Here is a 13,477-nt window from a genome sequence, read left to right on the forward strand (position 1 = left end):
AAAGCCCCGACTCTCGCGAACCGGGGCTTTCTGATGGTGCAGGGGGTAAGGCTGGCTTACGGCATGCCAGCATGCCTGCAGCATCGCCTGAACCAGGGGCCGCTTTGCGGCCCTTTCGCCGGCAAGCCAGCTCCCACAGGTACAGCGCAAGTCCCAGTGTTGGCACAATCCTGTGGGAGCTGGCTTGCCGGCGATGGGCTGCGCAGCAGCCCCGATGGCCCTCACTGGCAAACGAAAAAGCCCCCGACTCTCGCGAACCGGGGCTTTCTGATGGTGCAGGGGGTAAGACTGGCTTGGCATGCCAGCATGCCTTCAGCATCGCCTGAACCAAGGGCCGCTTTGCGGCCCTTTCGCCGGCAAGCCAGCTCCCACAGGTACAGCGCAAGTCCCAGTGTTGGCGCAATCCTGTAGGAGCGGCCTTGTGTCGCGATGGGCTGCAAAGCAGCCCAAAAGGCCCCAACAGGAAAGCAAAAAAGCCCCGGTTCTCGCGAACCGGGGCTTTTCATGGTGCAGGGGGTAAGGCTGGCTTACATCATGCCGCCCATGCCACCCATGCCGCCCATGTCAGGCATGCCAGCAGCTGGCTTGTCTTCCGGCAGGTCGGCAACCATGGCTTCGGTGGTGATCATCAGACCGCCGATCGAAGCAGCAGCTTGCAGCGCCGAACGGGTGACCTTGGCTGGGTCCAGAATGCCCATCTCGATCATGTCGCCGTATTCGCCGGTAGCAGCGTTGTAACCGAAGTTACCCGAACCTTGCTTGACCTTGTCAGCGACAACGCTTGGCTCGTCGCCGGCGTTGGCAGTGATCTGGCGCAGCGGCGCTTCAACGGCGCGACGCAGCAGGGCGATACCGACGTTCTGGTCTTCGTTGTCGCCTTTGAGGTCGGCAATGGCAGCCAGGGAGCGAACCAGGGCCACACCACCGCCAGGCACCACGCCTTCTTCAACGGCTGCACGGGTAGCGTGCAGGGCGTCTTCAACGCGGGCTTTCTTCTCTTTCATTTCAACTTCGGTGCCAGCACCGACCTTGATCACGGCAACACCGCCAGCCAGCTTGGCCAGACGCTCTTGCAGCTTCTCACGGTCGTAGTCCGAGGAAGTCTCTTCGATCTGGGCACGGATCTGCTTGACGCGTGCTTCGATCTCGGTGTCGGCGCCAGCGCCGTCGATGATGGTGGTGTTTTCCTTGGACAGGATGACGCGCTTGGCGTTACCCAGGTGCTCCAGGGTAGCGGTTTCCAGGGACAGGCCGATTTCTTCGGAGATGACCTGGCCGCCAGTCAGGACGGCGATGTCCTGCAGCATGGCCTTGCGGCGGTCGCCGAAGCCCGGAGCCTTGACCGCAGCAACCTTGACGATGCCGCGCATGTTGTTGACTACCAGGGTAGCCAGGGCTTCGCCTTCAACGTCTTCGGCAACGATCAGCAGTGGGCGGCCGGCCTTGGCAACGGCTTCCAGAACTGGCAGCAGCTCACGGATGTTGGAGATTTTCTTGTCGACCAGCAGCAGCAGCGGGCCTTCCAGCTCGGCAACCATAGTGTCCGGCTTGTTGACGAAGTAGGGCGACAGGTAGCCACGGTCGAACTGCATGCCTTCCACGACCGACAGTTCGTTTTCCAGGCCCGAGCCTTCTTCAACGGTGATCACGCCTTCTTTACCGACTTTTTCCATGGCTTCGGCAATGATTTCACCGATGGAGTTGTCGGAGTTGGCGGAGATGGTACCTACCTGGGCAATGGCCTTGGAGTCGGCGCATGGCTTGGACAGGTTCTTCAGCTCGGCGACGACGGCAGCGGTGGCCTTGTCGATGCCGCGCTTCAGGTCCATCGGGTTCATGCCGGCAGCGACGGCTTTCAGGCCTTCGTTGACGATGGCCTGAGCCAGGACGGTAGCGGTGGTGGTGCCGTCACCGGCAGCGTCGTTGGCCTTGGAAGCAACTTCCTTGACCAGCTGGGCGCCCATGTTCTCGAAGGCGTCTTTCAGCTCGATTTCTTTGGCGACGGAAACGCCGTCCTTGGTGATGGTCGGCGCGCCGAAGCTCTTGGCCAGCACCACGTTACGGCCTTTCGGGCCCAGGGTCGCTTTTACCGCGTCAGCCAGAACGTTGACACCAACCAGCATTTTCTTACGAGCGGAGTCGCCGAATTTTACGTCTTTAGCAGCCATGATCGTTTAATCCTTGGAATTCTTTGGAGTAACGGGAAGTCGGGGAAATCAGCCTTCGATAACGGCGAGGATTTCGTTCTCGGCCATGACCAGCAGGTCTTCGCCATCGACTTTCACGGTGTTGCTGCCCGAGTAAGGGCCGAAAACCACTTTGTCACCCACTTTCACGGCCAGCGCGCGAACTTCGCCGTTGTCCAGGATGCGACCGGTGCCGACGGCGACGACTTCGCCGCGGTTTGGTTTTTCAGCGGCCGAACCCGGCAGGACGATACCGCCAGCGGTTTTCGATTCTTCTTCGCTGCGACGGATAACGACGCGGTCATGCAGAGGACGAAGCTTCATTGTCGATCTCTCCCAAATAGTGGTTTTCATCGGCCGGTGTCGACACCGGCGGTTTGATGCAGTCCGGCGTTGCCGGGGGTGATCCGCAATGGGCGAAGCACCTGTGTAATGTCTGGTGTCGCCACCAGAAACCTTGCGGTGACCACATACATGAGGCCGCCATATTCAATTACAAGGCTTGTTTCAGAAAATTTTTCATTAGCGCCTTGGCCCCGCAAAAAGCTGGGGCCGCTGCGCGCCCCTTTCGCGACACAAGGCCGCTCCCACAGGAGGTGTGCATTCCCTGTGGGAGCGGCCTTGTGTCGCGAAAGGGCCGCGAAGCGGCCCCCGGCTATTACTTGTCGCGGCGCTCGTACTCGCCTTCGATCACATTCGGCCGATGCCCGCCATCCTGCGGCCGGGCCTGGAACGGGTCGTCCTGGAAGGCGCGCTGGCGCATGGCCTGGGCCTCGGCACGCTCGCGCATCTTGCGCGCGGCCAGGTGACGGGTGAATGGCAGCAGGCACAGCAGGCCCAGCACGTCGCTGATGAAACCTGGCAGCAACAGCAGGCCACCACCAACGGCCAGCATCATGCCCTGGAACATGTCCTCGGCGGGCAGTTCGCCACGCTGCAGGCTTTCACGGGCGCGCAGTGCGGTGGCCAGACCGGCCACGCGCATCACCAGCACACCCAGGGCGGAGCCGGCGATGATCAGCAGCAGCGCCGGGAAGAAACCGATGGCGGCACTGACCTTCACGAAGACGAACAGCTCCAGCACGGGAAACAGTAGAAACAACAGTAGAAAAGCACGCATCAAAGCATTCCTCGTCGGAAGAGACCCTTCCTGTAAGACCAACAAATGGATGCGGGCGCTCGGCTTTTCAACCCTCGACTTCCGTCGCAACTGGCCACTGGTCGGCGCGTGCCAGCAAAACCAGGGCTTCGCGGACTTGTGTCGGCGTGTTGCAAGTACTTGGGAAAGGCAACCAGTGCACCGCCTGGCCGATACGCAGGTGCATGCCTTCGCTGTCTACCCCGACCATCTCCGCTGGCGCATGGCTTGGCAGCTCGGTCAGTTGCACATAGTGGGCGATGGCGTTGGCGTGGTCGTTGTTCATGTGCTCGACCATGCTCGCCTCGGCTTTACCGGCGAACGGGTTGGCCAGGGTTACCTGGTCAAGCCAGTGGATCGCGCCGAAGCCGCCGATGTAGCGGTGGCGCACCGGCTGCAGCACCCAGAAGTCGAAGTCGTGGGCCTTGTGGTAGTTGGCCGCGTCCGGGAAATAACGGTAGTAGCGCTCGGCGGCGGCCTCGATGGCGGCCTCCTCCACCAGCTTGTGCGCCTCGGCCATCACCGTCAGGCGCCCCACGGCCTGCACGTCCTCGGCTTCGCGTTCGCCCACCAGCAGCGAGCACTTGGGGTCTTTCTGCAGGTTGTGGGTGTGCTGGGCGATGCGGCTGATGAGGATCAGCGGGTTGCCCTGAGCGTCCAGGCAGTACGGCACGACCGAGCCGAAGGGGAAGCCGGGCATCGACTTGGAATGGGTCGAGAGCACGCCGCGGTACTCCTTGAGCAGCAGCTCCCGGGCGGGGCGGATGGCATTGGTACTCACTTGGGGGCGGCTCCTGATATCGGGCTGGATGGGACAAGATAAGCATTATCAGATCCAGTGCCAATGGGGCTGCTACGCAGCCCTATCGCCGGCAAGCCAGCTCCCACACTGACCGCGCAATGCCAAGGCCTGTGCAGTACCTGTGGGAGCTGGCTTGCCGGCGCTAGGGGCGCAACGCGCCCCCGGCGGTTTACCAGGTAACGCCGAAGCCTGCGGTATAGCGGGTCTTGTCCAGGTCACTGTCCCGCGTACCGGTGATGACGTCCTTCTCCGCCTTGAGGTTGAGCGAGGCCCACTCCGTGACCTTGTAGCGCAGGCCAATCTCGGCATCCAGCGCGTAGTCGGCCACGCCACCCAGCGGCTTGGCGAACTCGCCGTTGGTGAACAGCTGCACGTTCTTGCCAATCAGGTAGCGGGTGTAGTCCCACTTCACCGCCGCGGAATAGAAGTTGTCCTTGGCGCCATCCTGGTATTCGAAGTCGGTACGGTTGATCAGCGAACCCAGCGAGAATGCGCCCAGTTCGTCGTCCCAGAACTGGTAACCCGGGCCGGTACCCACGGTGCGCTGGCGGGCGAGGTCTTCGATGCGGTCGCGCTTGTACTCCACGCGCCCCTGCCAGAACCACTTCTCGGTGAGGAAGCGGTCCAGGGCGTACTCGGCACTCCAGTTGTCGGTGGTGGTGACGTCGTCCTTGGTCTCGCGGTTGTATTCGCCTTCGGCGTTGTGCCGCCAACGGCCATGGCGGGCGCTGGTCTTGAAGCCGACGTCGTAGTCGTCGGTATCGTTCTCGGCGCGCTTGTAGTCCAGCGCCACGTCGACGTTGCCCTTCCACACGAAGTCCTCGACCAGTGGCTTGGGCTTCATGATCTGCTCGATGCTGGCCAGCTCCACGGTCTTCGGCGCCTCGCCATTGGCCAAGGTCACCTTGCCGGGCTCGGCGGCCTTCAGCGACTTGGCGCGCTCACCGCTGTAGGCGTCCTGCTTGACCAGCATCTCCTGGTCGCTCTCCAGGGTCTGGACTTCTTTCCAGTCCAGGGCGATGGAACCGCCATAGGGGGTTTCCAGCAGCAGCTTGCCGCCGTCGAAGACTTTGATCTTGCCGCTGAGCCGGTCGCCGTTCTTCATCCACACGGTGTCGGCGAACACCGGGGAGGCGCACAGGGAAACAGCAAGCAGGCACAACAAGGATCTAGAATACATAAGCGGGCTATGATTTGCGGACTACGGGTTCGATTTGACGAAAAAAGCCGGGCATTATCCAGATAACCACGACCAGAGCAAGGAAAGACCGGGAGCATGCCGTTGAGTTCAACTCTCATTTGCCAGACCGCCGGTCCGGTTTCATCTGCAGCCCAGTGGGGGCCTGATGTCTGACGGATATGAGCACGCCCTGGACTCCGCCGAGGGCCGACGAACGGCGCTGTATTCGGTACTCGGCCAAGTGCCGGCCGGCAAGGTAGTCAGCTATGGCCAGTTGGCCGAACTGGCGGGGCTTGGGCGGGCGGCACGCTGGGTCGGGCGTACCCTCGGGCAACTGCCCGCGGACACTCGCCTGCCCTGGCACCGGGTGCTTGGCGCAGGTGGCCGGCTGAGCCTGGCACTGGGTACCCCGTCTGGGGATGAACAACGGGCGCGACTGCGTGCGGAGGGTGTAAATGTAACCAACAATCGTGTGGATATGACGCGCCATGGCTGGCGCCCGATGGAGCACAGCGGTTAGAGTGCGCGCTTTGTTTTCGCAAACTTGAGGCAGATGTTGGCCCATGCCCCGTAAAACCTGGCGCGCTGCGCTTGCTGCCTATGCCAGCCCGTCAACCTTGGTACTTTTGCTGCTCGGCTTCGCTGCCGGTCTGCCTTACATGCTGGTGTTCTCCACCCTTTCGGTGTGGTTGCGCGAAGCCGGCGTGGCCCGCGAGACCATTGGCTACGCCAGCCTGATCGGCCTGGCCTACGCCTTCAAGTGGGTGTGGTCGCCGCTGCTCGACCAATGGCGCCTGCCACTGCTCGGCAGCCTGGGGCGTCGGCGTTCGTGGCTGCTGCTGTCGCAGGCGCTGGTGGTGGTCGGGCTGGTCGGCATGAGCCTGTGCGATCCGCAGCAGCACCTGTCATGGCTGATCGCCCTGGCGGTGCTGGTAGCCTTCGCCTCCGCTACCCAGGACATCGCCGTCGATGCCTACCGCCTGGAAATCGCCGACGACCAGCGCCAGGCTGCGCTCGCTGCCAGCTACATGGCCGGCTACCGCGTGGCGGCCCTGCTGGCCACGGCTGGTGCACTGTTCTTCGCCGAGTGGTTCGGCTCCACCGGTTTCAGCTACCTGCACAAGGCCTGGGCCGGCACCTACGTCATGTTCGCGGTGATGATGCTGCCCGCCGTGTTCACCACCCTGATCATGCGCGAACCGCCCGTACCCATGCGTACCCAGCTGTCGGCAGCGCGCTATGGGCTGGTGCACCAGCTGGCCTCGGTGTTCGTACTGATCATCCTGCTGGTTTCGGTACCGGCCAGCTTCACCCAGATGTTCAATACCGGCTGGTCCAGCGTCATCTCCGGTGATGCCACGCCACTGGACCTGCTGCTGGAAGACCGCGCCTTCCTGCGCCTGATCCTCTACGTGCTGCTGACCTGGGCGTGCCTGTCGAGCCTGGGTCGTCGCGGCCTGGCCCCAGTACTGACCCCGGTCAACGACTTCATCGCCCGCTACCGCTGGCAGGCCCTGCTGCTGCTCGGCCTGATCGCCACCTATCGCATGTCGGACACGGTGATGGGCGTGATGGCCAACGTGTTCTACATCGACATGGGCTTCACCAAGGACCAGATCGCCAGCGTCAGCAAGATCTTCGGCCTGATCATGACCCTGGTCGGCGCCGGGGTTGGTGGCCTGCTGATCGTGCGCTTCGGCATCATGCCGATCCTGTTCATCGGCGGTGTGGCCTCGGCGGGCACCAACATCCTGTTCCTGATGCTGGCCGACATGGGCCCGAACCTGCAGATGCTGGTGGTGACCATCTCGCTGGACAACTTCAGCTCCGGCATGGCCACCTCGGCCTTCGTCGCCTACCTGTCGAGCCTGACCAACCTGAAGTTCTCGGCTACCCAGTACGCGTTGCTCAGTTCGATCATGCTGCTGTTGCCAAGGCTGATCGGGGGTTATTCGGGGGTGATGGTGGAGAAGTTCGGTTACCACGACTTCTTCCTGATCACTGCCCTGCTGGGCGTGCCGACCTTGATCCTGATTGCCCTGCAGTGGCGCCAGGAGGCCGGGCCGGGCAAACCGGTGGCAGAGGAAGGTTCGGCGGCCGAGCGGCCCTGACAGATTTGTATTGCCTGTACCGGCCTCTTCGCGGGCTTGCCCGCGAAGAGGCCGGTACAGGTAATCAAAGATTATTGAGTGACAGCCCCTTCCCCAGGCCTTCCACCCACCACAAACCACAGCGGCCACAGCGCCAAGGCCCCCGCCACACCCGCCGCCAGGGCAAAGTGCAGCAAGCTGGCCCCGGCGCCAATCATCGCCAGCACCGCCCCACCCAACCCCAGCAAGGCGATGGTGATCATCCCCAGCATGGCCGAGACCAGGCCCTTGCTCTGCTCGCTGGCGAACAGCGTCATGCGATACAGCACCGCGTTGGCCACGCCCAATCCCAATGCGTACAGCGACATGCCCGCCACCACGCTGGTCACGCTCGGCCAGTACCAGGTCGCCAGCACCATCAGGCACAAGCCGGCCAGGTATGGCCACAACGCACCCCGCACCAGCGCCGGCAGCGGATAGCGGTCGGCGATGCGGTTGATGATCAGGTTGCCCAGGATCAGCCCGCCAAACACCGGCAACTGCCACAAGGCGTACTCCATGGTGCTCAGCCCCTCGTCGTGGATCAGCAGCACCGGCGACAGGCCGATCCAGCCAATCAGCGGCAGACCGACCAGGCCCAGGGCCGCGCTACCAGCGACAAAGCGGCGGTTGGCCAGCAACTGGCCGTAACCGGCCAGCAGCGGCAGCAGGTGGATGGGCGTGAATGCCAGGCGCGAGCCATCACGGCGTTCCACGCCAAGGGTTTCCGGCATCAGCCGGTGCAGCAGCAGCCAGGCCAGAACCGCGCCGATGGCAAAGGCCACGAACAGCCAGCGCCAGTCCAGCCACTGCAGCAGCAAGGTGCCCACCAGCGGCCCGAGCAGTGGCGAGAGCAAGGCGATGTTGGCCAGCAGGGCCATCATACGCACGGCGTCCGCTTCGCTGAAGGCTTCGTTCAGGGCCGGGTAGCTGACCGTGACCACAAAGCCCAGGCCGATGCCCTGCAGCAGGCGCAGCAAGTTGAACAGGCCGATGTCGTGGACCCAGAAGGTGGCCAGGCAGGCCAGGCCGAAGAACGCGCAGCCAATCAGCAGCAACGGGCGCCGGCCATAACGGTCGGCCAGCGGGCCGATCAGCCATTGCAGCACCACGCCACCCAGCAGGTACAGGTTGAGGGCGTGGGGAATGTATTCGGGGCTGGCGTTCAGGTCGCCGACCACCACCGGCATGGCCGGCATGACGGCATCGCTGGCCAGGTAGGTGAGCAGCTCGAACAGCGCCAGGGTCAGGCCGAACAGCAAGGCGCGCAGGGGGGTGATGTACAGCAGTGGTTTCATGATGGCGTATCGGGTGTGGCAGGTGGGGTCAGGCTATATGCCAGAAATGGCGGGGTATTGCTGTGAACAAGTGTAAAAAGCCGGGGCCGCTTCGCGCCCCATCGCCGGCAAGCCGGCTCCCACAGGTACGACACAGGCCTGAAGACTGTGATAACCCTGTGGGAGCTGGCTTGCCGGCGATGGGGCGCGAAGCGGCCCCGGCTTCAACGCGGTATTACTGCGCTGCAGTCTCCTGCACCACGCGAATCACCCGCTGCGGGAACGGAATGTCGATCCCTTCAGCCTTCAATCGGTCGCGCGCATGCTCGTTGAGCATGAACATCACATCCCAGTAATCGGCAGTCTTGGTCCACAAGCGCAACGACACGGTGATCGAGCTGTCGCCCAGGGTCGCGACCACCGCCTGCGGCGCCGGGTCGGGCAGTACACGCGGGTCCTGCGCCAGCTCCAACAGCACGTTGCGGGCCTTCTGCAGGTCGGCCTCGTAGTCCACGCCCACATCGAACACCACCTTGCGCGTCGGCTGGCGGTTGGTGTTGGTGATGATGCCGTTGGACAGGCTGCCGTTGGGCATGATCACAGTCTTGTTGTCACCGGTGCGCAGCACGGTGTGGAAGATCTGGATGCTGTCGACGGTGCCAGCCACGCCTTGCGCCTCGATCCAGTCACCGATGCGGAACGGGCGGAACATCAGGATCAGCACACCGCCGGCGAAGTTCGCCAGGCTGCCCTGCAAAGCCAGGCCGATGGCCAGGCCCGCGGCACCGATGGCGGCAACGAACGAGGTGGTCTCGATACCGATCATCGATGCCACGCTGACGAACAGCAGCACTTTCAGCACGATATTCGACAGGGTGCTGATGAAGCCCTGCAGCGCCAGGTCGGCGTTGCGCAGGCCAACCAGCCTGCCCAGGCGGCCGCTGACCTTGTTGATGATCCACCAGCCGACCGCCAGGGTCAGCAGCGCCAGCAGCACACGGCTGCCGTATTCCATGATCAAGGGAATCCAGGTCTGGGATTGGCGGACCAGCTGATCGACTTCAGCGTTCAAATCCATATTCATCTCCTGATGCCGAGCGGCAAGTACACGGTAGAACAGGCCGCGCGCGATTGCGCAGCCCCGGCCCCCATGGACATCATTTCGCCATCGGGGTTCCGGGTGGTGCCCACATCAGTCGCGGAAGTTGTTGAACTGCAACGGCATGTCGAATTCCTTGGTACGCAGCAGGGCAATGGCTTCCTGCAGGTCGTCACGCTTTTTACCGGTAACGCGTACCTGTTCGCCCTGGATGGCGGCCTGCACTTTCAGCTTGCCATCCTTGATGGTGGCGACGATCTTCTTCGCCAGGTCCTTGTCGATGCCTTCGCGGAACTTGGCTTCCTGTTTCTTTTCCTTGCCCGAGGCGTACGGGTCCTTGGTTTCCAGGCACTTCACGTCGATCTTGCGCTTGACCAGCGCCAGGCGCAGGATTTCCAGCATCGCTTCGAGCTGGAACTCTTCCTCGGCGGTGAGCATCACGGTCTGCTCTTTGTCCTTGAACTCGAAGGTACCCTTGCCCTTGAGGTCGTAGCGGCGGTCCAGGTCCTTGATGGCGTTGTCGACCGCGTTCTGCACTTCGTGCTTGTCCAGTTCCGATACCACGTCGAACGAAGGCATGGTTGTTCTCCCAAAATAAAAGCGCGCTCAGGCTGAAGATGGAGCGCGCTGGGTTTGACGGTTAAAATGCGGGCTCATTATAACGGGTTGCGAAACGCATATGAGCAGCACCTGGCATATTCTCGGCGCCGGTAGCCTGGGCAGCCTGTGGGCTTGCCGCCTGGCGCGCGCGGGCAAGGCAGTACGCCTGATCCTGCGCGACGGGCAACGGCTGCAGGCCTACCAGCAGGCCGGCGGCCTTACCTTGGTCGAACAGGACCAGCCCCGCCACTACGCCATCCCCGCCGAAACCGCGCAGGCACACGGCCCGATCCACCGTCTGCTGGTGGCCTGCAAGGCCTACGACGCTGCCCCGGCCATTGCCGGCGTGGCAGCGCGCCTGGCCGAGGGCGCCGAGGTGGTGCTGCTGCAGAACGGTCTGGGCAGCCAGGACGAAGTCGCCGACCTGGTGCCCCACGCGCGCTGCATCTTCGCCTCCAGTACCGAAGGGGCGTTCCGCGAGGGTGACTGGCAGGTACGCTTTGCCGGCCACGGCTTCAACTGGCTGGGCGACCCACGCAACCCGACGATCCCGACCTGGTTCGATGACCTGCACGAGGCCGGCATACCCGCCGAATGGACGGTGGATATCCTCACCCGCCTGTGGCGCAAGCTGGCGCTCAATTGCGCCATCAACCCGCTGACCGTGCTGCACGACTGCCAGAACGGCGGGCTGCTAGGGCACCTGGGCGAAGTGGACGCCCTGTGCGTCGAGCTGGCCCAGCTGCTGCGCCGTTGTGGCCAGCCAGAAGCGGCAGACGGGCTGAACGAAGAAGTACAGCGGGTGATCCTTGCCACCGCAGCCAACTACTCTTCCATGTACCAGGATGTACGCGCTGGCCGGCGCACCGAGGTGCACTACCTGCTTGGCCACGCCTGCCGCGCCGCTGGCCGTCATGGCTTGCAGCTGCCACAGCTGGAACGCCTGCTGCAGCACCTGGTCGATAACCTGCGCGTGCGTGGTTTGCCCTGCGACTGACGCGACCCTTTCAACCGGATATGGACATTGCCTAGCCCATGACCTTGCGCCAACGCCTGGAAAACCTCCCGGTCGGGCAGAAGCTGCTGGCGGCCCTGCTGGTGTTGCTGGTGACCATCCTGCTGGTGGCCAACCTCACCTTCATCAGCGCCGCCTACTGGATCACCCAGGAAAGCATGGCGCCACAGGCGCTGCACACCATCGGCCGGCTGGTGGCCAACCCGCAACTGGCAGCCCGCGCCAGCGACAGCCCGGACACCGCCAGCGCCCTGCTCAAGGAACTGGACAGCTACACGCCGCTGCGCGCCGCCGCCGTCTACGGTGGCGATGGCCGCATACTGGCGCAACTGCAGCACGGCGAGCCGCTGGCGTTGCCCAGGCGTTTTCGCGACATCGACGGCTGGCGCCTGATGGAGTTTCGCAGCACCCAGCTGATCCGCATGCCACGTGACGCCAACCCGCCCGCGCATCTGCTGCTGGTGGCCAGCAGCGAACTGCCCACGGCTTTCTACACCGGCACCCTCAGCGCCAGCCTGGGTATCCTGGTGTTCAGCATCCTGCTGTGGATCGTCATCGCCCGGCAGATCAAACGCCTGATCACCCAGCCGATCAACCAGCTCGAAGAGCTCAGCCGCCAGGTCACCCGCGAAGAAAGCTATGCCCTGCGTGCGCATCGCGGCAACGACGACGAAATCGGCAGCCTGGCCGAAGCGTTCAACACCATGCTTTCGCGCATCGAGGCCCGCGAACAGCAGCTCAAGCGCACCCGCGACGAGTTCCAGGAGGCCTATGACCAGGCCCAGGGCCTGGCCGAGGAAACCCGCCATACCAACCGCAAGCTGGAGCTGGAAGTCCAGGTGCGCAGCAAGATCGAGAAGAAACTCACCGGCTTCCAGAATTACCTCAACAGCATCATCGACTCGATGCCTTCGGCGCTGATCGCCCTCGACGAACAGCTCTACGTGACCCAGTGGAATCACGAAGCCACGGTGCTTTCCGGCACGCCACTGGACGAAGCGCTGAACCAGCCGATCTTCATCGCCTTCGAACCGCTCAAACCGTTCCTGCCACAGCTGAAGGAAACCGTGGAAAAGCATCGGGTGGCGAAGATCGAGCGGGTCACCTGGCCCAAAGGCGACGACCTGCGCCACTACGCCCTGACCTTCTACCCGCTGACCGGTGGCGGCGGCCGTGGCGTGGTCATCCGTATCGACAACATCACCCAGCGCCTGTCGCTTGAGGAAATGATGGTGCAATCGGAGAAGATGCTTTCGGTCGGTGGCCTGGCCGCCGGCATGGCCCACGAGATCAACAACCCGCTAGGCGCGATCCTGCATAACGTGCAGAACATCCGCCGGCGCCTGTCACCCGAGTTGCCGCGCAACCAGGAGCAGGCCGAGGAACTGGGCATCGACCTGCCCACGGTCAACCGTTACCTGGAGAGTCGCGAAGTGCCGCTATTGCTCGACGGCATCCAGCAGGCCGGAGCGCGTGCGGCGAAGATCGTCACCCACATGCTCAGTTTCAGCCGCCGCAGCAACCGCCAGTTGGCGCCGTGCGACCTGCCGGCGCTGATCGATCAGGCGGTGGAGATTGCCGGCAACGACTTCGACCTGGCCATCGGCTTCGACTTCAAGGGCCAGGCCATCGTGCGCCAGTTCGACCCCGAACTGGGGCAGGTGCCGTGCACCGCCAACGAATTGGAGCAGGTGCTGCTCAACCTGCTGAAAAACGCCGCCCAGGCCATCCACCAGCGGCCGCAGCCGAGCGAGCCCGGGCGCATCACCCTGCGCACCCGCTTGAGCCCGCCATGGGCGGAAATCCAGGTCGAGGACAACGGCGTCGGCATGCCCGAGGGGGTGCGCAAACGCACCTTCGAGCCGTTCTTCACCACCAAGGAAATCGGCCAGGGCACCGGGCTGGGCCTGTCGGTCTCGTACTTCATCATCACCAACAACCACAAGGGGCAGATGGAAGTGCAATCCACGCCCGGCCAGGGTACCTGCTTCACCCTGCGCCTGCCCCTCGGCCAGCCGGCAGCGGTGGCGCCGGCCAAAACGGAGAAATGA

General features: G+C 63.5%; 12 protein-coding genes. 4 read left to right on the forward strand and 8 right to left on the reverse strand.

What is annotated here, in order from left to right; all coding sequences use genetic code 11:
- Positions 1-527 precede the first annotated feature (527 nt).
- From groL to CAG44_RS11600, 5 genes are all read right to left on the reverse strand, one after another.
- A complete protein-coding gene (gene groL / locus CAG44_RS11580) occupies positions 528-2,168 on the reverse strand; it encodes a chaperonin GroEL (protein ID WP_085592107.1) in 1,641 nt (546 codons plus the stop codon).
- Between the two features lie 48 nt (positions 2,169-2,216).
- Positions 2,217-2,510, reverse strand: coding sequence for a co-chaperone GroES (locus CAG44_RS11585; RefSeq protein WP_003260750.1), 294 nt, complete (start codon positions 2,508-2,510; stop codon positions 2,217-2,219).
- 334 nt (positions 2,511-2,844) lie between these two features.
- Positions 2,845-3,306 (reverse strand): FxsA family protein, encoded by a 462-nt coding sequence (locus CAG44_RS11590; protein WP_025340530.1) that lies wholly within the window; start codon positions 3,304-3,306, stop codon positions 2,845-2,847.
- Between the two features lie 67 nt (positions 3,307-3,373).
- Entirely contained in the window at positions 3,374-4,105 is a 732-nt protein-coding gene (locus CAG44_RS11595) for a HugZ family protein (protein WP_085692170.1), read from the reverse strand.
- A gap of 190 nt (positions 4,106-4,295) precedes the next feature.
- The gene (locus CAG44_RS11600) at positions 4,296-5,306 is read right to left on the reverse strand and encodes a DUF481 domain-containing protein (RefSeq protein WP_085692171.1); all 1,011 of its coding nucleotides are present in this window, start codon (positions 5,304-5,306) and stop codon (positions 4,296-4,298) included.
- 166 nt (positions 5,307-5,472) lie between these two features.
- On the opposite strand from CAG44_RS11600, the gene CAG44_RS11605 reads away from it, so the two are divergent.
- Positions 5,473-5,826: an MGMT family protein gene (locus tag CAG44_RS11605; protein ID WP_085592113.1), complete on the forward strand. Its 354-nt coding sequence runs from the start codon at positions 5,473-5,475 to the stop codon at positions 5,824-5,826.
- Positions 5,827-5,869: 43 nt separating this feature from the next.
- Positions 5,870-7,417 carry an AmpG family muropeptide MFS transporter gene (locus CAG44_RS11610; RefSeq protein ID WP_025340534.1) on the forward strand — a complete coding sequence of 516 codons (1,548 nt, stop codon included), beginning with the start codon at positions 5,870-5,872 and terminating at the stop codon, positions 7,415-7,417.
- 71 nt (positions 7,418-7,488) lie between these two features.
- On the opposite strand, the gene CAG44_RS11615 is transcribed toward CAG44_RS11610, so the two are convergent.
- From CAG44_RS11615 to CAG44_RS11625, 3 genes are all read right to left on the reverse strand, one after another.
- Positions 7,489-8,733 carry an MFS transporter gene (locus CAG44_RS11615; protein ID WP_085692172.1) on the reverse strand — a complete coding sequence of 415 codons (1,245 nt, stop codon included), beginning with the start codon at positions 8,731-8,733 and terminating at the stop codon, positions 7,489-7,491.
- Positions 8,734-8,947: 214 nt separating this feature from the next.
- Positions 8,948-9,790 (reverse strand): mechanosensitive ion channel family protein, encoded by an 843-nt coding sequence (locus tag CAG44_RS11620; RefSeq protein ID WP_085692173.1) that lies wholly within the window; start codon positions 9,788-9,790, stop codon positions 8,948-8,950.
- Positions 9,791-9,904: 114 nt separating this feature from the next.
- Positions 9,905-10,390: a YajQ family cyclic di-GMP-binding protein gene (locus tag CAG44_RS11625; RefSeq protein WP_016713577.1), complete on the reverse strand. Its 486-nt coding sequence runs from the start codon at positions 10,388-10,390 to the stop codon at positions 9,905-9,907.
- 100 nt (positions 10,391-10,490) lie between these two features.
- On the opposite strand from CAG44_RS11625, the gene CAG44_RS11630 reads away from it, so the two are divergent.
- Both CAG44_RS11630 and CAG44_RS11635 read left to right on the forward strand, forming a co-directional pair.
- Entirely contained in the window at positions 10,491-11,408 is a 918-nt protein-coding gene (locus CAG44_RS11630) for a putative 2-dehydropantoate 2-reductase (protein WP_085692174.1), read from the forward strand.
- Positions 11,409-11,446: 38 nt separating this feature from the next.
- Complete coding sequence (locus CAG44_RS11635) at positions 11,447-13,477, forward strand: ATP-binding protein (protein WP_085692175.1); 2,031 nt, start codon at positions 11,447-11,449, stop codon at positions 13,475-13,477.

It is taken from the genome of Pseudomonas sp. B13(2017) (assembly GCF_002113245.1).
In the GTDB taxonomy this organism is placed as follows: domain Bacteria; phylum Pseudomonadota; class Gammaproteobacteria; order Pseudomonadales; family Pseudomonadaceae; genus Aquipseudomonas; species Aquipseudomonas putida_Z.

Coding starts and splice junctions, on each gene's coding strand:
- groL (WP_085592107.1), bottom strand. CDS start 2,168: ATGGCTGCTAAAGACGTAAAATTCGGCGACTCCGCTCGTAAGAAAATG.
- CAG44_RS11585 (WP_003260750.1), bottom strand. CDS start 2,510: ATGAAGCTTCGTCCTCTGCATGACCGCGTCGTTATCCGTCGCAGCGAA.
- CAG44_RS11590 (WP_025340530.1), bottom strand. CDS start 3,306: ATGCGTGCTTTTCTACTGTTGTTTCTACTGTTTCCCGTGCTGGAGCTG.
- CAG44_RS11600 (WP_085692171.1), bottom strand. CDS start 5,306: ATGTATTCTAGATCCTTGTTGTGCCTGCTTGCTGTTTCCCTGTGCGCC.
- CAG44_RS11605 (WP_085592113.1), top strand. CDS start 5,473: ATGTCTGACGGATATGAGCACGCCCTGGACTCCGCCGAGGGCCGACGA.
- CAG44_RS11610 (WP_025340534.1), top strand. CDS start 5,870: ATGCCCCGTAAAACCTGGCGCGCTGCGCTTGCTGCCTATGCCAGCCCG.
- CAG44_RS11615 (WP_085692172.1), bottom strand. CDS start 8,733: ATGAAACCACTGCTGTACATCACCCCCCTGCGCGCCTTGCTGTTCGGC.
- CAG44_RS11620 (WP_085692173.1), bottom strand. CDS start 9,790: ATGGATTTGAACGCTGAAGTCGATCAGCTGGTCCGCCAATCCCAGACC.
- CAG44_RS11625 (WP_016713577.1), bottom strand. CDS start 10,390: ATGCCTTCGTTCGACGTGGTATCGGAACTGGACAAGCACGAAGTGCAG.
- CAG44_RS11630 (WP_085692174.1), top strand. CDS start 10,491: ATGAGCAGCACCTGGCATATTCTCGGCGCCGGTAGCCTGGGCAGCCTG.
- CAG44_RS11635 (WP_085692175.1), top strand. CDS start 11,447: ATGACCTTGCGCCAACGCCTGGAAAACCTCCCGGTCGGGCAGAAGCTG.